This window comes from Bacillus sp. FSL W8-0770 (assembly GCF_038008705.1).
In the GTDB taxonomy this organism is placed as follows: domain Bacteria; phylum Bacillota; class Bacilli; order Bacillales; family Bacillaceae_G; genus Bacillus_A; species Bacillus_A cereus.
This window is the reverse complement of record NZ_JBBOZR010000001.1, coordinates 4,603,091-4,625,044: the sequence shown is the minus strand read 5'-3', so window position 1 is coordinate 4,625,044 and position 21,954 is coordinate 4,603,091. Positions and strand designations below refer to the sequence as shown.

The following is a 21,954-nucleotide window of genomic DNA, read 5'->3' as shown; positions in this document are numbered from 1 at the left end:
AAGGGGGATGAAATGAATGGGAGAAAAAATGTTAGGAATTATTAATGCAACGGGAAGTTTTCCTTCCTTAAAGAAAGTAACAGGGCATCGTTCACTAGCGGCGTTACCGTTTGGGGGCCGTTATCGACTCATTGATTTCATGCTTTCAAATATGGTGAATTCTAGTATTCATAGTGTGGCAGTTTTTACAAGCCATAAAAATCGTTCGTTAATGGACCATGTTGGTTCAGGAAAACAGTGGGATTTAGATAGAAAACGAGACGGACTATTTTTATTCCCGCCAAACTGCCAATGTGACCAAGATGAATTTGGGTCTTTTGCACACTTTAGAAGACATATTGATTATTTTCTAAGAAGCAGAGAAGAGTACGTTGTTATTACGAATAGCCATCTCGTAACAGCATTAAATTTTCAAGCGGTGTTAGAGCGACATATACATACGGCAGCTGATATTACGGAAGTTTGCCATGAAGGGGTTTCGCTTCAAACATATGTGTTAAAGAAACAATTATTGTTAGACTTATTTGAGTCATATAAAGATGTGGAACAATACAGTTTATTTGATGTAGTGAGAGAAAAGCGCGGGAAATCATTACACATTGCTACATATGAACATACTGGATATGTAGCAATTATTGACTCGATTGAAAGTTACTATAAACATAGCTTAGAAATTTTGCAACCTGCTATTTGGAAGCAATTATTTAAGAAAGAAGCACCGATCTTTACGAAAGTAAAAGATGAGCCACCAACTCGTTATCTAAAGGGTGCAGTTGTGAAAAATACAATGATTGCAAACGGTAGTATTATTGAAGGGGAAGTCGAAAACAGTGTTGTTTCCCGTTCAGTTAAAATTGGAAAAGGTTCAATTATTCGTAATAGCATTATTATGCAAAAGAGCCAAATTGGAGATAACTGTATAATAGATGGTGTTATTATTGATAAAGACGTGAAAATTGGTGACGGTGTCGTATTAAAAGGAACCGCCGATGGGCCGTATGTTGTAGAAAAAGGAAGCGTACAAAACAGTACGATTAATAGTTATTCTTAAAAGAATCAGTGGGGGTCTTCCTCCACTGATTAAAGTTTTAATTCAAATGAAAACTCGAAGGGAGGAAGCTGCAAGAGGAGTAATAAAAACTTTTCGCGCAGTGGGACAACAAGTGAATATTTTATTTGCAGTATCAGAATGTGTACCGTTTGTGAAATCGGGAGGATTAGCTGATGTAGCGGGTGCGCTCCCAAAAGAGCTGAAAAAATTAGGAGTGGACGTTCGTATTATACTTCCAAATTATAGCCTCATTCCGCAAAAGTTAAGAGATGGATGTACGTTACATAAAGTAATTAACGTCCCGCTTGGGTGGAGAAATCAATATTGTGGAATTTTAAAAGGTGAGCAAGACGGAATTACGTATTACTTAATAGATAATGAATATTATTTTAAGAGAGATTCTCTGTATGGTCATTATGATGACGGAGAGCGTTTTTCTTATTTCTCAAAAGCGGTGTTAGAGTGTATTCCGCACCTTGATTTTGAAGTGGATGTTCTTCATAGCCACGATTGGCATACGGCTATGGTTAATTTCTTACTTCGTGAAAAGTATCAAGATAACCCGTTATATGAGCGTATTAAAACGGTATATACAATTCACAACTTGCAGTTCCAAGGAGTATTTCCTCCTGAAGTGATGTACGACTTGTTAGAGCTTGGTGATGAATATTTTCATAGTGAGCAGCTAGAGTTTTATGGAAACGTAAACTTTATGAAAGGCGGTATTATCGCTTCGGATCAAATTACAGCAGTTAGCCCGACATATAAAGAAGAAATTCAATATGAGTTTTTCGGTGAGAAGTTAGATGGATTACTGCGAAAATATAATGATAAGCTAAGCGGCATCGTAAATGGTATTGATACGAGCGTATATAATCCAGAAACGGATTCGTATATTACTGCTCAGTACGATGCAGATTCATTATATGAAAAGAGTGAAAATAAACGCGCCTTGCAGCGTTATTTTGGTTTGCCAGAAAAAGAGGATACACCAATTATTTCAATGGTAACGAGATTAACGAAGCAAAAGGGGCTTGATTTAGTACGTACTGTATTCCGTGAAATAATGGAGGAAGATGTACAATGTATTATTTTAGGATCAGGTGATTTGGAATATGAGCAATTCTTTGAGTGGATGGCATACGAGTATCCTGAGAAGGTAAAAGTGTACATCGGATTTAATGAAGAATTAGCTCACCAAGTATATGCGGGAAGTGATTTATTCTTAATGCCATCACTGTTTGAACCGTGTGGACTTGGACAACTTATCGCATTAGCTTACGGTACGATTCCAATTGTAAGAGAAACAGGCGGATTAAACGATACGGTACAATCTTATGATGAAGAAACTGGAGAAGGAAATGGTTTCAGTTTCACGAACTTTAATGCACATGACATGTTGCACACAGTTCTTCGTGCAATTGAATTTTATCACGATAAACCGGTATGGGAGCAGCTTGTAAAGCAAGCGATGACGGAAGATTATAGCTGGGAGAAGTCAGCTCTTGCTTATAAGAAATTGTATAAAAGTCTCATGGAATAACATGTAGGTGGTGAAGAAATGTTTACTCATGTTGAAAGTTTCAAATCAGCTTTTCTAGAAAAGTTAGAGACGATGTATGGTAAAAGTTTCAAAGACTCTACAACACGTGATCAATACAATACGCTTGGGTACATGGTGCGTGAATATATGAATAGTCAATGGATTGCAACGAACGAGAGTTATCGATCCGGAGAGCAAAAGCAAATGTATTACTTGTCTATTGAGTTTTTGCTTGGACGTTTGCTTGGAAGTAATATCTTGAATTTAGGTATTCGAGATGTATGCGAGCAGGGGTTATCTGAACTAGGGATTTCGTTACAAGAGTTAGAAGAAGTGGAAGCAGATGCAGGCCTTGGTAATGGTGGGCTTGGACGCTTAGCAGCCTGTTTTCTCGATTCACTTGCATCTTTAAACTTGCCAGGACACGGCTGTGGAATTCGTTATAAACATGGTTTGTTTGATCAGAAAATTGTTGATGGTTATCAAGTTGAATTTCCAGAACAGTGGCTTCTTCATGAAAACGTATGGGAAGTAAGAAGGCATGATCAAGCTGTAGAAGTAAGTTATTTCGGCAATGTTGAACCGCTAGAAATTGACGGGCGTTTAGAGTTTAGGCATACAAATGCAGAAGTCATTATGGCCGTGCCATATGATGTGCCGGTAGTTGGCTATGAGACGAGTACTGTAAATACACTTAGACTTTGGAATGCTGAACCAGTTCCTTTCCCGCAAAACTGCAAAGATATTTTGAAATATAAGCGTGAAACAGAGGCTGTATCGGAGTTTTTATATCCAGATGATACGCATGATGAGGGAAAAATACTTCGTTTAAAACAACAGTATTTCCTCGTATCAGCAAGTTTGCAAAATATCGTTCGAATGCATAGAGAAAGATATGGTGACCTTCGTCAACTACATGAAAAAATTGCGATCCACATTAACGATACACATCCGGTTTTAGCAATTCCGGAACTGATGCGTATTTTACTAGACGAAGAAAAGTTAGCATGGGAAGAAGCTTGGCACATAACGACGCAGACGATTTCTTATACGAATCATACGACGTTATCAGAAGCGCTCGAAAAGTGGCCAATTCACATTTTTAAACCGTTATTACCGAGAATTTATATGATTATTGAAGAGATTAATGAACGTTTCTGTCATGAACTTTGGGAACAGTATCCGTATGAGTGGGATCGTATTGAAGCAATGGCGATTATTGCACATGACCTTGTGAAAATGGCTCATTTAGCGATTGTCGGTAGCCATAGCGTAAATGGTGTAGCGAAAATTCATACGGAAATATTAAAGCAGCGGGAAATGCGATTGTTTTATGAATTTTATCCAGATAAGTTTAATAATAAGACGAATGGAATTGCTCATAGGCGCTGGCTTATGAAAGCAAATCCACAGTTAACAAATCTCATTTCAGAGGCGATTGGAACAGAGTGGAAGAAAGAACCGATTAAGCTTCAAGAGCTACAATTAGTTCAATATGATGCGAGTTTCCAAGAGAAATTTGCAGAGGTAAAGCAAGAGCGTAAAGAGATTTTAGCGGAGCGTATTCATAATACAATGGGGATTACCATTGATCCAAATTCTATTTTTGATGTGCAAGTGAAAAGATTACATGCTTATAAACGACAATTATTAAATGTTCTTCATATTTTATATTTGTATAACCGTTTGAAAGAGGATGCTAGTTTTACATTTTATCCGCGTACTTTTATTTTTGGAGCGAAAGCATCACCTGGCTATTATTACGCGAAAAAAATTATTAAATTAATAAATGAACTCGCAAGAAAAGTAAATAATGACCCGTATGTCAGTCAATATATGAAAGTTATCTTTCTAGAAAACTATCGAGTTTCTTTAGCAGAAGATATATTCCCGGCGGCGGATGTAAGTGAACAAATTTCAACGGCGAGTAAAGAAGCATCGGGAACAGGTAATATGAAATTTATGATGAATGGTGCGATTACACTCGGAACGCTAGACGGTGCTAACGTTGAAATAAAAGACCGGGTCGGTGATGATAACTGTTTTATTTTTGGTTTAACAGCAGAAGAGGTTCTTCATTACTATCAAAATGGTGGATATCGTGCAAGTGATTATTATCACCACAATGGGCACATTAAAAAGGTAGTAGATCAGTTAACGAATGGTTTCTTTGCACAGTCGGGAGCCGAATTTGAAGCAATTTACGATTCTCTCGTTATTCAAAATGATGAATATTTTGTTCTGCGAGATTTTGGTCCATATGCTGAAAGACAAGAAGTTGTCGGTAGAGCTTATGAGAACCGAACGAAGTGGCTAGAAATGTCGATTTTAAATATTGCACAGTCTGGTCATTTTGCGAGCGATCGAACGATTTTGCAGTACAGTAATGAAATTTGGGGTATTGGTAATACAGTTAAACAGTTTTAAAGAGGTTGCTATATTGGGAGATATATTATCGATTTACCAACAGAAATGGATATTAATAAATAAAACGTGCTTAATAAAATTAAGCTCGTTTTATTTATTTTGCTTAAGAAAGAAATGGAACAGTGGTATATATGATACCTGCCCCATCATACTCTCCTGTCGCAAAGTATGAAAATGTAAAGAAACCTGTAACCGTAAAAATTACAATAAGGAAAAATGCGAAGATAAATTTTAACATGTAAGGTCCCCTCATCCAAAAATAACTTCATAGATTATTATAGTATACGAATATTTTATTTCCAATTGTTTACTGGTTAAAAATGAGAAGTCAGACATGTTTTGTATGTTGTAATGGAATGATTATTTGTAATGGATTTTGTGTTTTTTGTAAATGTCATGTTGTGATGGACGTGTGCATACTCCCAATCATGATCATTAAAATTTATGTTTCGGGGAGGGAGAAGTGGGACGACATCGAATAAGTTGACGAAACGAAAGCTACTAGCTACTTGTAGTTTATAATAATTTCGAAAAGCGATATCTCCTACTTTTGGAGAAGCGAATGTATAAAGTCCATACTGTGCGAAGGCAGTATTTATACGTGCATCTAATATGTGTAATGTGGCAAGCGCGCCACCTAGACTATGCCCAGTAGCTAGCAGTTTTTTATGTGCTGGCAATGATACGAGCATATCCATAATAGAATCACGACAAGACTCATAAATAGAGAGAAAACCGTTATGGACATTTCCGCCATTTAAAGCATAAGGATAAGGTTTTTGATTGACGAGAGAATCAATAATCCAATCTGGATCTGTTTGAGTGCCTCTGAAGGCAACGATAATTGTATCCTCAGATTCTAATATAAATCCGAACCATTCTGTTGTTTGAATGGCCTTTCCTTGAAAACCTTGTACATATTGAAAACCATCTGGTATTTCGAAAATACCATTTTGTTTATATTGTTCATACGTTAACTCACAACAAGAAGCTAACAGTATGGCAGTTTCTTTATCAAAGGATAAAGGAGTACGCATTAAGGTAGCCCTCCTTAAGAAAAGGTATAGTTTAATATATGCGGTGAGGAACTTGATTCATTCTTTTGGAGGTGGGGAATAGCTTGTATCGCTTACCTAAATCAGTGGAGGAAATTATAATGTCAAAATAAAACAGTGCCTGATAAGGACACTGTTTACTCTTTTTCATCTCAAGGAATCGACTTTTTTAGTTATTCTTAATGAACTGACGCATGCGTTAGTTGCATAAGTAAGAGGTTTGAAAAAATAGCCTGTATATATTTGAATGATGAATAACTTACCTATTTTCTTGTGTTTGTTTGCGTTACATACAGAAAAAATTCGGAAAATAAAACATATTATTTATCTGTTTGTTTTTGCTTCTTTTTCAAATACTCCGTACGCAATTTTTCAAGTTGCTGCTTTTTATCAAATTTGGCAGGCTTCTGTTTTTCATGGAACTTTGCCACAGCTACCTGACTTTTGGAATCCAATTGATATTTTCCCACTTTGTTCACCTACTTTTCTTGTCTCTAAAGAGAATCTACTCAACAAATATAATATACCTTATTTTCCTTAAGTAAACCTTATTACTTTATTTTAACTGCTTTTTCTCGTTTGTAGACGTAAATTAAAACACCCTTTCACTGCATTACTGCAAGCAAGGGCGTTTTAATTTTATTATTTTATTAGTTGATGGTCATGCCCACATAAGGGCACAGTTTACTCTTTCCCATCTAATAAACGACCAAGGCCACCTAATACACTACCTTCGCCAGTACTTTGCGCTGCTGGGCTTGTAAGGCGTGCTGCTAATCGGCTAAGTGTTAAGGACTGAATCCAAACTGTTCCAGGTCCTTCTAACGTTGCGAAGAATAAACCTTCGCCGCCAAATAGAGCTGTTTTTACTTTTCCAACGAACTCGACATCATAGTTAATGTCTTTTGTCATAGCAACAAGACAACCTGTATCAATGCGAAGTTTCTCACCAGGTTTTAATTCACGTTTATATACAGTTCCACCTGCGTGCATGAAAGCAAGACCGTCACCTTCAAGTTTCTGCATGATGAAACCTTCACCACCGAAGAAACCAGTTCCTATTTTTTTCGTAAATTCAATTCCGATAGAAACACCTTTTGCGGCACAAAGAAAGGCATCTTTTTGACAAACTACTTTTCCTTGATATTCTGTTAAATCTACAGGAATAATTTTACCAGGATAAGGAGCAGCAAATGAGACGTGGCGTTTGCCGTGACCTGTATTTGTAAATACAGTCATAAACATACTTTCGCCTGTAACGAGACGCTTACCAGCGCCCATTAATTTTCCGAATAAACCTCCAGATGGGCCAGAACCATCACCGAAGATTGTTTCCATTTCTATGTAATCTTCCATCATCATCATTGCGCCAGCTTCTGCGATCACGCTTTCTTCTGGATCTAACTCAATTTCAACAAACTGCATATCATCGCCATATAACTTATACTCAATTTCATGTGCTCTCATTTTTTTCACCTCGTATGTAATAGATACTTATATTGTACAGAATTTAATAGGATTAGAATACTTTAGTTTTGTTAATTTTCAAATAAAGTGGAACAAACCAAAACTGATTATCAGCTCCCGCCAATCAAGCTGTCCGCAAATACCGGGCTAAAATATGAATATGGAAATTCAACATTATATTAAAATTATAAAAAAATGGTGGAATGAAAGTGTTCTCATTTGACGTTTTGGATATAGCGTGATATAGTGAAATCACTATTGAGCTACATAATGTGGTACGGAAATAAAGCACGTTGAATTAAAGGCTGTAAGCTTGTTATACATTCATGTCCTTTATATCCACCTTTTCATGTGGATTCATAGTTTCATTTTTATTTAGGAGGTACATGACATGCAAACAGGTAAAGTTAAATGGTTCAACAGCGAAAAAGGTTTCGGTTTCATCGAAGTTGAAGGTGGAGACGATGTATTCGTTCACTTCTCAGCTATCCAAGGTGACGGATTCAAAACTTTAGAAGAAGGTCAAGAAGTTTCTTTCGAAATCGTTGAAGGTAACCGTGGACCACAAGCTGCTAACGTTACAAAAAACTAATTAGCTAGCGATAAAAAGCATTCCGATTTTCGGAATGCTTTTTTTTATTCTTTGGAACTCGACTCATTTGAAGACAATTCGCCCTTAAACGTACGCTCTTCAAAGTCATCAAGCATTTGTTCATATTCTTCATGCTCTTCCGTAGCGAAAACTTGCGGATTTTTTCCATACATATCTGTACCGATAAAGTTTTCGAAATCCTCTACGTAGCCTACGTTTTCTTCACTATTTACGTACATGCCATTATAGTTTTTCGAATCTTGTCTTTCTAAATCAGATGGTGTTTCAGATGTTCCGTAATTAGCAACATCTTGCCATGCATCTTCTGCATCATATTCAACAGAACGATCTTCATCATGTTTGTGGAAAGAAGGAGATAACACTTCTTCTTCGACTGGTCGTGTATTCATATTTAGCTTATTTGTCGCGTGCTGGATGCATGTTGTAGCAGTCGGCATTGCTTCTAATCTTTCAAATGGAATTTCTTCGCCAGACACTTCGCAAATGCCGTACGTACCCGCTTCTATTTTTTGCAAGGCATGTTTCGTATCCTCTAGCTGTTTATGCCAAAGTTCAATAAGCCCGAAGTCTTTTTCACGTTCATATAGCTCTGTTGCCATATCAGCTGGATGGTTATCATAGCTAGATAATTCTCCAACAGACTCACGTTCAGATGCACGATCTTCATTTTCGTGTGTTTGTATCGTTTGCTCTAGTTCTTGTTTTTGTTTTTCTAAAATGGATTTAAATTGACCTACTTGTTGTGGAGTTAACATAGTCGTCCACCTTCCTACAATTCAGTTTCTTTACATAGTATGAGCGTTGCGAGTAGGAATTATGAGATGAATTTTAGATATGAAAAAGGAGCCGCATAAGCAGCTCCTTTTATAGAAAGTATCCAAGTAATAATCCGATTCCCATGAGGAGACCGAAGATCGTATTTGTTTTTGCTGTTGCAATCATCGCAGGTACCATTTCCATTGGAATGCTTTTGCCGATAAATCCTTTCGTCGCTTTAAATGCTTTCGGTGCACTTAAAAATACGATAAGCATCCATGGTGATACGATGCCCACGATAATTAAAGCAATTGTCCAAATGTAGGAAACGATGAACATAGAAGCAAGTACACCAACCGCTCGCTCGCGTCCAACGAGAATTGCTAACGTTTTACGACCATTTTCTTTATCGCCATCTAAGTCACGAATATTATTAGCTAGTAAAATGGCACCAATTAAAATGGAGCTTGGAATAGATAGTAAAATGACTTCTGATGTTACAGTTCCAGTTTGAATAAAGAATGAAATTCCAATAATGATAACACCCATAAATAATCCGGCTGTTAACTCTCCAAATGGTGTATAGGCAATGGGAAGTGGGCCACCCGTGTAAAGGTAAGCAACGGCCATACAAACAAGACCGATTCCAGCAAGCCACCAGCTAGAATTCATACAAATATAAACACCTAATAGTATTGCGATGCCGAAAAATCCAAATGCTAAGTTAAGCACTGTTTTTGGCTGAATGCCATCGCGAACGATAGCGCCGCCGATACCAACTGAACCTTCGTGATCGAGTCCTCTTTTATAATCAAAGTATTCATTAAACATGTTTGTTGCTGCCTGAATGAGAAGACAAGCAAGAAGCATTATAAGGAAAAGAGGGAGATGTATTTGATTTATACCTCCGACCTGCATTGCATAGGCTGTTCCGATGAAAACAGGAACGAAAGCTGCTGTTAATGTATGGGGACGTAGTAAACTCCACCAAATGCGCCAGCCTGTTTGCTTGCTTGGTTTTGGCGCCGTAGGAGAGGAATTCGTTTCGACGTTCATTTCCATGTTGAATCCTCCTTTGGTCACATATTGTACACAACTAAGTGTAGAAAAAGCATCATTTAGTGTCAACGTTTATTTTCTAGGAAGAGAAGGTGAATTTCTCAGAAATGCTAAACGTTGACAGGCCTTTCGTTTGAGGTGTATCTTAAAATCAAGCGTAATTATGACTATTTTTCGCCCATAGGGGGGAGACAATTGTGATTCAAACGAAACAAAAAGGCTTGCAAGAAGTTCTTAGTGCAGCTATTAAGCATGCAACTGATGAAAAAATATTGGTTAGTTTTGTAAAACAAATAGACTGGATGGATCCGCTTCTGTTTTATGCAGCAGGAAAAAGGATTGCATTGGAAAATAGATGTTATTTTGCAGATCCAGCTCAGCATGTAATATTTGCTGGAATTGGCTCTGTTTTCACTATAGCAAATTCTTCTCACAAACGCTTTCAAGCGGCTCGTGACGAGTGGGATAAAGTAAAAGAGAAAGCATTTGTACAAAGAGAAAAATATGAATTTGGAACAGGTCCTCTTTTATTTGGTGGATTTTCATTTGACCAAGAAAAAGAGAAAACGGACTTATGGAAAGAATTCGATGATACGACATTTTCACTACCAGCATTTTTATTAACTGTAAAAAATGAAAAAGCATGGTTAACAATGAATACATTCGTTTCAGCAACAGATTGTGCAGAAACTCTTTATAACGAAATTGTTTCTTTAGAAGAGAAAATTTTGGGGGAGAGTAAATGTGCATTAGAAGGATTGAAATTAACAGTTACTTCTAAAGTGGAAGTGGATCCGAAAGGCTGGATGAAAGCCATTGAGAAAGTGCAAGATGAGATGAAGCAGGGTAACGTGCAGAAGGTTGTATTAGCGAGGGAGCTAAAAGTAGAAATGGATCATCATATTGATTCTGCTCTTGTTTTAGAAGCACTTCGCATTGGGCAACCGGATTGTTACGTATTTTCTTTTGATTATAAAGGAGCATGCTTCTTAGGAGCGACGCCAGAGAGGTTAATTCGCAAAGAAGATGAGAAGTTTACTTCGATGTGTCTTGCTGGTTCAACTGGTCATGGTCAATCTATAGAAGAAAGTAAGCGAAATAGTAATGCGCTTCTTCATGATGAAAAGAATTTAGCTGAACACGGTTATGTTGTAAACATGATTCGAGGAGTATTAAATGAGCACTGCGAATCTGTTAATATTCCGGAAAGTCCGGACTTATTAACAACGAAAAACTTAATTCATTTATATACGCCTGTAGAGGCAAAGGGCGATGCGAGTCTTTTAACAATGGTAGAAGAATTACATCCAACACCAGCTCTTGGCGGGACACCTCGTTTGGAAGCGATGAAACTGATTCGTGATGTTGAATTGTTAGACAGAGGATTATATGGCGCACCGATTGGCTGGATAGATGATGAAGGAAATGGTGAGTTTGCGGTTGCACTCCGCTGCGGGTTATTAAATGGCAAGAAAGCATCCTTATTTGCCGGTTGCGGGATTGTAATTGATTCAGTACCACAACTTGAATATGAAGAAACAAGTTTGAAGTTTAGACCGATGCTTGGTGCTTTGGAGGAATTAATGAAATGAACAATCATATAGAAGCATTATCATATTATTTAGGCGCGTTCGTGGATGAACTGACGCGTCTAAATGTATGTGATGTTGTCATTAGTCCAGGCTCACGGTCAACACCGATTGCTCTGCTAATGGAACAACACGAAGGAATGAACACATATTTACATGTAGATGAAAGATCTGCAGGATTTTTTGCGCTTGGTATTGCGAAAGCAAAAAAACGTCCGGTTGCATTATTATGTACGTCAGGAACGGCAGCAGCGAACTACTATCCAGCTGTATGTGAAGCTTTTCATTCAAGGGTCCCGCTTATCGTCTTAACAGCAGATAGACCGCATGAATTAAGAGATGTCGGTGCACCACAAGCGATGAATCAAATTAATTTATACGGTACGTTTGTGAAGCAATTTACAGAGATGGCACTTCCAGAAGCGAGTGAAGCGATGTACCATTACGCTCGCATGACGACGCAGCGCACGATAGCAAGCGCACTTCTAGCGCCGCAAGGACCTGTTCATCTTAATTTTCCAGTTCGCGAACCGCTTATCCCGGACTTTTCATTAGAAAGTTTATGGGATAAAGGACGCGGGGAATATACAGGAGTAGTTCAGCAAGGGAACGTGATGATGCCGAGTGAATATGTAGATTCTCTTGTAGGGCGCCTTTCACATATGGAAAAGGGGCTTATTATTTGTGGAGATGATAGTCATTCAGAAATCGCAGCATTTGCAACGCAACTAGCTGAAAAAACGGGATACCCAATATTAGCAGACCCACTTTCTAATATTCGTAGCGGACACCACGATAAAACGATGGTAATCGACTGTTATGATACATTTTTACGAAATGAATTGTTAAAAGAGACGTGGAAGCCGGACGTTTTAATTCGTTTTGGTGGTATGCCTGTTTCGAAAGCATTAACGCAGTTCATTAAAAAACAAACGAAAGCTGTTCATATCGTTGTTGACGAATCTGGACAATGGAGAGATCCAGCTCTTGTTGCGACAGAAGTTGTACAGGCAAGTGATATTGCATTTTGCAGTACATTAATAGAAAAAATGCCAGTTATGAAAAAGAATGATTGGTCCCAAATGTGGCAACATATAAACGAAAAAACGAAGGAAACGCTTCGTGAAATGGAAACATATGAAACTGCATTTGAAGGAAAAGTCATTACAGATATTGTACGCGTATTACCAGAAGGAGCAACGTTATTTGCGAGTAATAGTATGCCAATTCGTGATACAGATTCATTCTTCTTCACATCAGATAAAAATATTCAAGTGATGGCAAACCGCGGTGTAAATGGGATTGATGGCATCATTTCGACAGCTTTAGGAGCGAGCATGATTTGCGATCCGCTCGTATTAGTCATCGGTGACTTATCATTCTATCACGATTTAAATGGACTATTAGCTGCAAAATTACATGAATTAAATATAACGATTGTCGTTGTAAATAATGATGGTGGGGGTATTTTCTCATTCTTACCACAATATGAGAAAAAGGAACACTTCGAATCGTTATTTGGAACGCCGATTGGGCTTGACTATGAGCATGTTGTTAAAATGTACGGTGGTTCATTTAGCCGTGTAAATGGTTGGGAGCAATTCCGGGAGGAAGTACAAAAGGGAGCAACGACAGAAGGTTTACACGTTGTAGAAATTTGTACGAACCGTGATGAAAACTTAACGTTGCACCGTACGTTATGGGCAAAAACACAGGACGTAATTACTACATCATTGCAAGGTGAATCAAAATGAAAGTAACGCTGCAAGGTGTATCGTATGAATATGAAGTAGTCGGAAGCGGGGAACCACTTCTACTTCTTCATGGTTTTACGGGAAGCATGGAAACGTGGCGTTCTTTTATCTCTTCATGGAGTGGGCAGTTTCAAGTTATTGTAGTGGATCTTGTTGGACACGGAAAGACCGAGAGTCCTGAAGATGTTGCGCATTATGATATTCGAAATGTGGCATTGCAAATGAAAGAACTATTAGATTACCTTCATATTGAAAAAGCACATATGCTTGGCTATTCAATGGGCGGTAGACTGGCGATTACGATGGCATGTCTATATCCAGAATATGTACGTTCTCTTTTATTAGAAAATTGTACAGCTGGACTCAAAAGTGAAGATGAGCGAAAAGAACGCTGTGAAAAAGATGAGCGACTTGCCGATAAAATTGAGCGAGAAGGCATAGAAAGTTTTGTATCGATGTGGGAAAATATTCCGCTGTTTGAAACGCAAAAACGTTTAGCAAAAAACGTACAAGAAGCGGTGCGAAAAGAACGACTTGCTAACAACCCAAAAGGGCTCGCAAATAGCTTGCGCGGCATGGGAACTGGGGCTCAGCCTTCATGGTGGGATGAGCTAAAAAACTTAAAAATACCTGTTCTTTTAATGAACGGAGAGCATGATGAAAAGTTCTTTCGCATATTAAAAAACATCGAAAAATGCGTCTCTGATGCGAAAATTGTCAAAATTGATGGTGCTGGCCATGCAATTCATGTGGAACAACCGGAAAAGTTTGATACAATAGTAAAGGGATTTCTAAAAACTATGCAGTGATGCTTTTTTCAGTTAAGAATGAAGTTACACTTATAGAGGAGATCAGAAATATACAAGGAGGTAGTTGTAATGGCTATTGAATGGGTAAAAGAAGGCAATTACGAAGATATTATTTATTCAACATACAATGGTATCGCAAAAATTTCGATTAACCGTCCTGAAGTACATAACGCATTCCGTCCAAAAACGGTAATGGAGTTAATCGACGCTTTTGCACAAGCTCGTGATGATGCAAATGTTGGCGTTATCATTTTAACAGGTGAAGGTGGACGTGCATTCTGTTCTGGCGGCGACCAAAAAGTTCGTGGTCATGGTGGATATGTAGGTGACGACCAAATCCCACGTCTAAACGTATTAGACTTACAACGTCTAATTCGCGCAATTCCTAAACCAGTTATCGCAATGGTAGCAGGTTATGCAATCGGTGGAGGACACGTACTTCATATCGTATGTGACTTAACAATCGCTGCAGAAAATGCTGTATTCGGACAAACAGGTCCTAAAGTAGGAAGCTTTGACGGTGGATACGGAGCTGGTTACTTAGCTCGTATGGTAGGCCACAAGAAAGCTCGCGAAATTTGGTACCTATGCCGTCAATACAGTGCTGGGGAAGCGCTTGATATGGGCTTAGTAAATACAGTAGTACCATTAGAACAACTTGAAGCAGAAACAGTACAATGGGCACAAGAAATCTTAGCAAACAGCCCAATGGCACTTCGTTTCCTAAAAGCTGCATTCAACGCAGACACAGACGGTCTAGCTGGTATTCAACAACTAGCTGGAGATGCAACGTTATTGTACTACACAACTGACGAAGCAAAAGAAGGTCGCGACGCATTCAAAGAAAAACGCAGTCCGGACTTCGGTCAATTCCCTCGTTTCCCGTGATGAAAGCGGAGCCGACTGTTTAGCCCCGTTGGCTAAGGTTCTTTCGCACAGAAAGTGTTTTTTACTTTCTTGTGCGGAAGGTTCTTAGACGGAAGGGGCTAGGAGGCGCAGCTGGATAAAATCAAAAGCGGAAGCAGCTCGTTCAGAATGTGAGGGGGATGGAGCTTCTGACGTAGAGGCGTTTTTTGCCTCGTAGGAAGAAGTGAAACGACCGACTGTTCTAGCCGCTGTAGCTGGATGTGACAAACCGGAAACAAAACAACTAAGAGACTTGATGTCACATCAAGTCTCTTTCTTTCATGAAAGGAGAATGTATGATGGAGACGATGCCAAATTGGTTAAAGCAACGTGCATTTTTAACACCAGATCGTACTGCAATTGAAATAGAGGAAGAGAAAGTTACTTTTATGCAGCTGCATGAAACAGTAGTATCTGTTTGTGAACGTCTCACGCATGTTGGAGTGAAGCGAGGGCAAAAGGTGGCTGTTCTGATGAAAAATGGTATGGAGATGATTACAGTTATTCACGCCCTATCGTACGTAGGGGCAGTAGCTGTACTTTTAAATACGCGTCTTTCAAGAGAAGAGCTACTTTGGCAAATGGATGATGCTGAAGTTATTTGTTTAGTGACGGATCAAGATTTTGAGGCTAAAGATGTTCCTGTCTATTCATTCGCCGAAGTGATGAATGGACCAAAAGAGGAAGCCTCTATACAAGAAGAATTCTCTTTAGAAGAAGCGATGACGATTATTTATACGTCAGGGACGACAGGGAAACCGAAAGGCGTTATTTTAACATATGGAAATCACTGGGCCAGCGCGGTTGGCTCTTCGCTTAATTTAGGACTTCGTGATGATGATTGCTGGTTAGCGTGTATGCCGATGTTCCATGTTGGCGGGTTATCTCTTCTAATGAAAAATATTATGTACGGCATGCGCATTTTACTCGTTCCGAAATATGATGCTGATTTTATTCATACAGCACTTCAAACGAGAGGCGTAACGATTATTTCAGTCGTATCAAAAATGTTAACTGATTTATTAGAGAGACTTGGAGAAGAAACATATCCATCTTCTTTACGATGTATGTTACTTGGCGGAGGACCAGCGCCAAAACCGTTACTCGAAACGTGTGTAGATAAAGGAATTCCTGTGTATCAAACGTACGGTATGACAGAAACGTCTTCGCAAATTTGTACGTTGTCCGCAGATTACATGTTAACGAAAGTAGGATCAGCTGGAAAGCCACTATTTCAGTGCCAACTTCGTATTGAAAAAGATGGCGTAGTAGTGCCGCCACATGCGGAAGGTGAAATTGTAGTAAAAGGACCGAACGTAACAGGTGGTTACTTTAACCGTGAAGATGCGACGCGTGAGACTATTCAAAACGGATGGCTTCATACTGGCGACCTCGGTTATTTAGATGAAGAAGGATTTTTATACGTATTAGATCGCCGCAGTGATTTAATTATTTCTGGCGGAGAGAATATATATCCGGCTCAAATTGAAGAAGTGTTGCTGTCCCATCCAGCGGTAGCGGAAGCTGGTGTTGTAGGTATGACTGATGATAAATGGGGACAAGTACCCGCTGCTTTTGTTGTGAAAAGCGGGGCGGTAACAGAAGAAGAAATTCTTCACTTTTGCGAGGAGAAATTAGCGAAATATAAAGTGCCGAAGAAAGCATGTTTCTTAGAGGAATTACCACGTAACGCTTCGAAAAAATTGTTAAGACGAGAGTTAAGAGAATTAGTGGAGGAGAAAGAAACAGTAAACAAAAACATAGACAAAAGTAGGCATATATAATAAAAAGTAATTATGAAACAATATAAACCAAAAGAATTTTCAGAAATGCTTAATGTCTCTGTTAAGACATTGCAAAGGTGGGACAATCAAGGTGTTTTAACTGCTTACCGAAACCAAAAAGGAAGATGATACTATACAGAAGAACAGTATAAGGAATATATGGGTATTCAAGAAGAAAATAAAGTAGGCAAAGTAGTTATTTACACAAGAGTATCAAATCCAGGTCAGAAAGATGATTTAGAAAATCAGGTTGAGTTTTTAAAAACATTCGCAAATGCACGAGGGATGATTGTAGATGAAGTTATCAAAGATATTGGTAGCGGATTAAACTACAAAAGAAAACAGTGGAATAACCTGATTGACAGTTGTATGGAAAGAAATATTTCGACTATCATCATTGCACACAAAGATAGATTTGTACGTTTTGGATATGAGTGGTTTGAAAAGTTTCTTCGTAAAATGGGAGTGGAAATTATGATTGTTAACAATGAAAAACTATCTCCTCAAGAAGAACTTGTGCAGGATTTAATATCTATCATTCATGTATTTAGCGGTAGAATATATGGGTTGAGAAAATACAAAAAGAAAATGTCGGAGGATGAAGATTTATGAAAAGAGCATATTTAATAGAAATCAAACCGACAACTGAACAAGTTAGTAAAATCCGTCAAACTATTGGGGTGTGTCGATATGTATATAACCTGTATATCTCTAAAAATAAAGAGGCATATGAGTCGGATGGGAAATTTCTTAGTGGCTATGACTTTTCTAAATGGTTAAACAACATTCATACAAAAGAGTGTGACCAGTGGATTAAAGAAGTGTCGAGCAAAGCGGTAAAACAAGCGATTATGAATGGAGATAAAGCTTTTAAGCGATTTTTTAAAGGTTTATCTAAGTTTCCACGATATAAAAAAAAGAAGAAGCAAGATGTGAAGTGCTACTTTCCGAAAAACAACAAAACAGATTGGACAGTAGAAAGACATAGAGTAAAAGTCCCTACAATTGGTTGGATAAGGTTAAAAGAGTATGGATATATTTCAAAAAATACAACTGTAAAAAGTGGTACAGTATATCAAAGAGCAGGAAGATACTATGTGTCTATACTCTGTGAAGTGAAAGAGGTAAAACCAAATTCAATTCTCAATGCAGTAGGTATAGGAATTGATTTGGGAATTAAAGACTTCGCTGTACGTAGCGATGGAAAAACTCACAAAAATATAAATAAAACAGTACAAGTAAAAAAGATAGAAAAACGGTTAAAACGTGAACAACGCTCTTTATCACGCAAATTTGAAAATATAAGAAAGAGAGGTGAACAACCTGTTACTAATAAAAGAGCGAATATAAACAAAAATATTCTTAGGGTGCAACAGCTACATGCTAGGCTAGCAAATATTCGATTAGCGTATGTAAAGTCTATTGTAAATGATGTGGTGAAAACCAAGCCAATGTTTATTACAGTAGAAGATTTGAATGTGAAAGGTATGATGAAGAACAAACATCTATCTAAAGCTGTAGCGCAACAATGTTTTTATGCTTTTAAAACATGGTTATCAACGAAATGTAGGGAATATGGAATTGAACTACGGCAAGTGGACAGATTCTATCCATCTTCTAAAATATGTTCATGTTGCGGTCAAAAAAGTCGGATTTAAAGCTGTCTGACCGAGTATATACATGTGATTGTGGAAATGTAATGGATAGAGATTTAAATGCATCTATCAACCTTTTACAAGCAAAAAAATATACAATACTAACGTAAATAGATTGTATATATGTACGGTGGGCTACATCGGAATTTACGCCTGTGGAGTGTCACAGCAAACTGTAGTAGCAAGTGATTAGCGAGGCAGGGCACGTAGAAGCAGGAATACTCTAAGAATATACATTTGTCTATATTTTTAGTAGCAGATGTAGGTGGAAATAAAAAAAGCGACACTTCATATAACAGAAATGCCACTCGTAATCCCGTTTGCTGCAAGCTATGGGACTTACGAAAAGCGTGAGAGTATCGTTATTGAATTAGAAGATGAAGACGGGTACATTGGATTTGGCGAAGTCGTTGCGTTCTCTGAACCGTGGTATACGGAAGAAACGGTGAAGACGGCGCTGCATGTACTGCAAGACTTTTTAATACCTGATTTATTAAAGGCTGAAATTTCTCATCCGAATGAGGTACCGGGTCTATTTCAACATATAAAAAGAAACCGAATGGCAAAGGCCGGAATTGAAGGGGCTGTTTGGGATTTATATGCGAAGTGTCAAAAGAAATCGTTAGCGACAGTGCTTGGCGGAACGAAGTCTGAAATTGAAGTCGGCGTTGTAATTGGGATCAATACGATTCCGGTTATGTTAAAACAAATCGAGAAGTACGCAGAAGAAGGATACGAGCGTTTTAAAGTGAAAATAAAGCCAGAGCATGATTACGAATTATTGAAAGAGATTCGAAAAGAGTTTCCGCATATCCCGCTAATGGCAGATGCAAATTCAGCATATACATTAGGGGATACGGAGAGGCTGAAACGACTAGATGAATTCCAATTAATGATGATTGAACAACCGTTAGCCGATTATGATTTTCTTGATCACGCGGAGTTGCAAAAGAAAATTGAAACGCCGATTTGTTTAGATGAAAGTATTCATAGTTTAGAAGATGCACGCGTTGCGATTACCCTTGGTAGCTGCCAAATTGTGAACATTAAACCAGGGCGAGTGGGCGGATTAACAGAATCGGTTCAAATCCATAATTATTGCATGGAGCACAACATACCCGTTTGGTGCGGCGGTATGGTGGAGATGGGGATTTCAAGAGCACAAAATGTTGCGCTTGCCTCATTGCCGAACTTTACGATTCCAGGCGATATATCTGCTTCTAGCAGACATTGGGAGCAGGATATTATTTCGCCGGAAGTGATGCTTGAGAGCGGGAAAGTTATGGTGCCGCAAAGTGTTGAAGCTGAGTATGAAGTAGACCGCGGAAGGTTGGCGGAGATCACGAAACAGCGAATTGTTTTGGAGCGGTAACTTGAGTCTTTAAAGTAGCGGGCGAATTTCGTTGTTAATTGTCGGTAAGTCGATATATTTCAATAATCGCTGATATAATGCAAGTTACGGTCGATATAATTGAGAAATCGCCGATATAATTCAAGTTATGGTCGATATATTTGGAAAATCGCTGATATAATTTTATTTACAAAGGTTACTCTAATGGGTAACCTTTTCGTATTGTACAAATTGGATAGACTAGTTTACAATCGAGCGTATAAAAGGGGGAGTAAAATGAAGCGCATTTCAATTTTAATAGTGGATGATGAGGCAGAAATTGCTGATTTAATTGAGATACATTTAGAAAAAGAAGGGTACCACGTCGTGAAGGCAGCAGACGGGGAAGAGGCTGTTCATATTATTGAAACGCAGCCAATCGACTTAGTGGTTTTAGATATTATGATGCCGAAAATGGATGGGTATGAGGTGACGCGCCAAATTCGCGCGAAGCATCATATGCCAATCATTTTCTTAAGTGCGAAAACATCTGATTTTGATAAGGTGACAGGTTTAGTATTAGGTGCAGATGATTATATGACGAAACCTTTTACACCGATTGAATTAGTTGCGCGTGTAAATGCACAATTACGTAGGTTTCTTACATTAAATCAGCCGAAAGTAGCGGAGAATAAATCTGCTTTAGAGATAGGCGGAGTTATTATTGATCCTGAGCGAAGAACAGTGAACGTCTATGGAGAGCAAATTGAGTTAACACCGAAAGAGTTTGATATTTTATATTTATTAGCGAGCCATCCGAAGAAAGTGTATAATGTGGAAAATATTTTTCAGCAAGTATGGGCAGATGATTATTATGAAGGCGGAAATACAGTTATGGTACATATTCGTACGTTGCGGAAAAAGCTTGGGGAAGATAAAAGAAAGGATAAATTAATAAAAACAGTGTGGGGAGTAGGTTATACTTTCAATGGCTAATATGATGAAAAGTTTTCGATTTAAAATGATTGCCTTATTTGCGTTAAGTATGGTGCTTGCAGCAACTGTAACTTATATAATTTATAAAGGATTGCAGCTGTATTATAAAACGATGGTTCGCTACGAAGAGCCTTTAGCGCAATTTAGGTCAGTGGTAAGGGAAGTTGGAGACATTAACTTCTTTTTAATTTTCTTTATTCCGTTATCTATTATCTTTTTCTTCTTTTTGACAAAACCGTATTTAAAGTATTTTAGTGAGATTTCTAACGGGATTCATCATCTTGCGAACGGTAACTTTACGAATAAAGTTCAAGTTTCATCAAACGATGAGTTTGGAGATATCGCACGTGAAATAAATGTTGCGAGTGAAAAGTTAAAAGAAGCGGTGGAAAGAGGAGACTTTGCTGAAAGTAGTAAAGATCAGCTCGTTGTAAACTTAGCTCATGATTTAAGGACACCATTAACATCCGTGTTAGGGTATTTAGATTTAATTCTTAAAGATGAGAATTTAACAAAAGAACAAATTAAACATTTTTCCACGATTGCATATACGAAATCGCAAAGGCTCGAAAGTTTAATTGATGAGTTATTTGAAATTACACGTATGAATTATGGCATGCTAAAGCTGGATAAAAAGCCGATTGATATAAGTGAACTACTTATACAGTTAGATGAGGAATTGTATCCTTTATTAGAGAAACATCATTTACAAGCTAGGTTGAATATTGATCCTCATTTGCCAATTAACGGTGATGGAAAATTGTTAGCTAGAGTATTTGAAAACTTGTTAACAAATGCCGTTCGATACGGATATGATGGGCAATTTGTTGATCTGAATGGGTATATCGATAATGGAGAAGTTGTCGTACAAGTTATGAATTATGGAGACAGCATTCCAGAAGAAGATTTACCGTATCTTTTTGATATGTTTTATACAGGTGATAAATCGAGAACTGAGAACCGTGGCGGGACAGGCCTTGGACTGTTTATTGCGAAAAATATTGTTGAGCAGCATAACGGTACAATTTCTGCTGAAAGTAATGTAGTTAGAACAATGTTTGAAGTGCGATTGCCAAAAGACGAGAACTTAACAATTTAATAAAAATTTAAACTTTATCCCACTTTTTATTTTAATAGTTTTTTCTATTCTATACGTAAGT

Annotated in this window: 18 protein-coding genes and 2 pseudogenes; 14 read left to right on the top strand and 6 right to left on the bottom strand. The window is 38.0% G+C overall.

Annotated features, from left to right (window positions below):
* The first annotated feature begins 16 nt into the window (after window positions 1-16).
* The 3 genes from glgD (at window position 17) to glgP (ending at window position 5,021) form a co-directional block, all read left to right on the top strand.
* The gene (gene glgD, locus NST27_RS23855) at window positions 17-1,051 is read left to right on the top strand and encodes a glucose-1-phosphate adenylyltransferase subunit GlgD (RefSeq protein ID WP_047387047.1); all 1,035 of its coding nucleotides are present in this window, start codon (window positions 17-19) and stop codon (window positions 1,049-1,051) included.
* 112 nt (window positions 1,052-1,163) lie between these two features.
* Window positions 1,164-2,594: a glycogen synthase GlgA gene (gene glgA, locus NST27_RS23850; RefSeq protein ID WP_001986666.1), complete on the top strand. Its 1,431-nt coding sequence runs from the start codon at window positions 1,164-1,166 to the stop codon at window positions 2,592-2,594.
* An 18-nt stretch (window positions 2,595-2,612) separates the two neighbouring features.
* Window positions 2,613-5,021 carry a glycogen phosphorylase gene (gene glgP, locus NST27_RS23845; protein WP_000494067.1) on the top strand — a complete coding sequence of 803 codons (2,409 nt, stop codon included), beginning with the start codon at window positions 2,613-2,615 and terminating at the stop codon, window positions 5,019-5,021.
* A 103-nt stretch (window positions 5,022-5,124) separates the two neighbouring features.
* On the opposite strand, the gene NST27_RS23840 is transcribed toward glgP, so the two are convergent.
* The 4 genes from NST27_RS23840 to NST27_RS23825 form a co-directional block, all read right to left on the bottom strand.
* Window positions 5,125-5,259, bottom strand: coding sequence for a hypothetical protein (locus NST27_RS23840; RefSeq protein ID WP_000911065.1), 135 nt, complete (start codon window positions 5,257-5,259; stop codon window positions 5,125-5,127).
* Window positions 5,260-5,335: 76 nt separating this feature from the next.
* On the bottom strand, window positions 5,336-6,058 hold the full coding sequence (locus NST27_RS23835; RefSeq protein WP_001260134.1) for a lipase family protein: 723 nt from the start codon (window positions 6,056-6,058) through the stop codon (window positions 5,336-5,338).
* 338 nt (window positions 6,059-6,396) lie between these two features.
* Window positions 6,397-6,546, bottom strand: a complete 150-nt coding sequence (locus tag NST27_RS23830) for a hypothetical protein (protein ID WP_000521639.1) — start codon at window positions 6,544-6,546, stop codon at window positions 6,397-6,399.
* A gap of 214 nt (window positions 6,547-6,760) precedes the next feature.
* Window positions 6,761-7,543, bottom strand: coding sequence for a TIGR00266 family protein (locus NST27_RS23825; protein WP_001201257.1), 783 nt, complete (start codon window positions 7,541-7,543; stop codon window positions 6,761-6,763).
* Between the two features lie 391 nt (window positions 7,544-7,934).
* On the opposite strand from NST27_RS23825, the gene cspD reads away from it, so the two are divergent.
* Window positions 7,935-8,135, top strand: a complete 201-nt coding sequence (gene cspD / locus NST27_RS23820) for a cold-shock protein CspD (RefSeq protein ID WP_001193054.1) — start codon at window positions 7,935-7,937, stop codon at window positions 8,133-8,135.
* A 44-nt stretch (window positions 8,136-8,179) separates the two neighbouring features.
* Here the strand turns inward: cspD and NST27_RS23815 are convergent, their stop codons facing one another.
* The gene (locus NST27_RS23815; protein ID WP_000957391.1) at window positions 8,180-8,911 is read right to left on the bottom strand and encodes a yteA family sporulation protein; all 732 of its coding nucleotides are present in this window, start codon (window positions 8,909-8,911) and stop codon (window positions 8,180-8,182) included.
* A gap of 109 nt (window positions 8,912-9,020) precedes the next feature.
* Window positions 9,021-9,974: a 1,4-dihydroxy-2-naphthoate polyprenyltransferase gene (locus NST27_RS23810; protein WP_000425750.1), complete on the bottom strand. Its 954-nt coding sequence runs from the start codon at window positions 9,972-9,974 to the stop codon at window positions 9,021-9,023.
* A gap of 194 nt (window positions 9,975-10,168) precedes the next feature.
* Here NST27_RS23810 and NST27_RS23805 point away from each other — a divergent pair, with 194 nt between their 5' ends.
* The 10 genes and pseudogenes from NST27_RS23805 (at window position 10,169) to NST27_RS23760 (ending at window position 21,893) form a co-directional block, all read left to right on the top strand.
* The gene (locus NST27_RS23805; protein ID WP_000616752.1) at window positions 10,169-11,563 is read left to right on the top strand and encodes an isochorismate synthase; all 1,395 of its coding nucleotides are present in this window, start codon (window positions 10,169-10,171) and stop codon (window positions 11,561-11,563) included.
* Window positions 11,560-13,314, top strand: a complete 1,755-nt coding sequence (menD, locus tag NST27_RS23800; RefSeq protein WP_047387044.1) for a 2-succinyl-5-enolpyruvyl-6-hydroxy-3-cyclohexene-1-carboxylic-acid synthase — start codon at window positions 11,560-11,562, stop codon at window positions 13,312-13,314. Before NST27_RS23805 ends, menD begins: the two co-directional genes overlap by 4 nt.
* Entirely contained in the window at window positions 13,311-14,123 is an 813-nt protein-coding gene (gene menH / locus NST27_RS23795; RefSeq protein WP_000869218.1) for a 2-succinyl-6-hydroxy-2,4-cyclohexadiene-1-carboxylate synthase, read from the top strand. Before menD ends, menH begins: the two co-directional genes overlap by 4 nt.
* 69 nt (window positions 14,124-14,192) lie before the next feature.
* Window positions 14,193-15,011, top strand: coding sequence for a 1,4-dihydroxy-2-naphthoyl-CoA synthase (gene menB / locus NST27_RS23790; protein ID WP_000963886.1), 819 nt, complete (start codon window positions 14,193-14,195; stop codon window positions 15,009-15,011).
* Window positions 15,012-15,328: 317 nt separating this feature from the next.
* Complete coding sequence (locus NST27_RS23785) at window positions 15,329-16,813, top strand: o-succinylbenzoate--CoA ligase (RefSeq protein WP_000449556.1); 1,485 nt, start codon at window positions 15,329-15,331, stop codon at window positions 16,811-16,813.
* Between the two features lie 12 nt (window positions 16,814-16,825).
* Window positions 16,826-17,425 (top strand): annotated as a pseudogene (locus NST27_RS23780) (IS607 family transposase).
* A pseudogene (locus NST27_RS23775) lies at window positions 17,422-18,578 on the top strand (RNA-guided endonuclease InsQ/TnpB family protein). Before NST27_RS23780 ends, NST27_RS23775 begins: the two co-directional pseudogenes overlap by 4 nt.
* Window positions 18,579-18,733: 155 nt before the next feature.
* Complete coding sequence (gene menC / locus NST27_RS23770) at window positions 18,734-19,840, top strand: o-succinylbenzoate synthase (protein WP_001986779.1); 1,107 nt, start codon at window positions 18,734-18,736, stop codon at window positions 19,838-19,840.
* Window positions 19,841-20,095: 255 nt separating this feature from the next.
* On the top strand, window positions 20,096-20,794 hold the full coding sequence (locus NST27_RS23765) for a response regulator transcription factor (protein WP_000822516.1): 699 nt from the start codon (window positions 20,096-20,098) through the stop codon (window positions 20,792-20,794).
* Entirely contained in the window at window positions 20,787-21,893 is a 1,107-nt protein-coding gene (locus NST27_RS23760) for a HAMP domain-containing sensor histidine kinase (protein WP_000002610.1), read from the top strand. The genes NST27_RS23765 and NST27_RS23760 overlap by 8 nt, the downstream gene beginning before the upstream one ends.
* Window positions 21,894-21,954: the final 61 nt, after the last annotated feature.

What these genes read in the sequence shown, in the direction of transcription:
- cspD (WP_001193054.1), top strand. Translation starts at nt 7,935, where the DNA reads ATGCAAACAGGTAAAGTTAAATGGTTCAACAGCGAAAAAGGTTTCGGT.
- NST27_RS23825 (WP_001201257.1), bottom strand. Translation starts at nt 7,543, where the DNA reads ATGAGAGCACATGAAATTGAGTATAAGTTATATGGCGATGATATGCAG.
- NST27_RS23840 (WP_000911065.1), bottom strand. Translation starts at nt 5,259, where the DNA reads ATGTTAAAATTTATCTTCGCATTTTTCCTTATTGTAATTTTTACGGTT.
- glgD (WP_047387047.1), top strand. Translation starts at nt 17, where the DNA reads ATGGGAGAAAAAATGTTAGGAATTATTAATGCAACGGGAAGTTTTCCT.
- NST27_RS23760 (WP_000002610.1), top strand. Translation starts at nt 20,787, where the DNA reads ATGGCTAATATGATGAAAAGTTTTCGATTTAAAATGATTGCCTTATTT.
- menD (WP_047387044.1), top strand. Translation starts at nt 11,560, where the DNA reads ATGAACAATCATATAGAAGCATTATCATATTATTTAGGCGCGTTCGTG.
- glgP (WP_000494067.1), top strand. Translation starts at nt 2,613, where the DNA reads ATGTTTACTCATGTTGAAAGTTTCAAATCAGCTTTTCTAGAAAAGTTA.
- menB (WP_000963886.1), top strand. Translation starts at nt 14,193, where the DNA reads ATGGCTATTGAATGGGTAAAAGAAGGCAATTACGAAGATATTATTTAT.
- NST27_RS23815 (WP_000957391.1), bottom strand. Translation starts at nt 8,911, where the DNA reads ATGTTAACTCCACAACAAGTAGGTCAATTTAAATCCATTTTAGAAAAA.
- menH (WP_000869218.1), top strand. Translation starts at nt 13,311, where the DNA reads ATGAAAGTAACGCTGCAAGGTGTATCGTATGAATATGAAGTAGTCGGA.
- NST27_RS23810 (WP_000425750.1), bottom strand. Translation starts at nt 9,974, where the DNA reads ATGGAAATGAACGTCGAAACGAATTCCTCTCCTACGGCGCCAAAACCA.
- NST27_RS23785 (WP_000449556.1), top strand. Translation starts at nt 15,329, where the DNA reads ATGGAGACGATGCCAAATTGGTTAAAGCAACGTGCATTTTTAACACCA.
- NST27_RS23835 (WP_001260134.1), bottom strand. Translation starts at nt 6,058, where the DNA reads ATGCGTACTCCTTTATCCTTTGATAAAGAAACTGCCATACTGTTAGCT.
- NST27_RS23765 (WP_000822516.1), top strand. Translation starts at nt 20,096, where the DNA reads ATGAAGCGCATTTCAATTTTAATAGTGGATGATGAGGCAGAAATTGCT.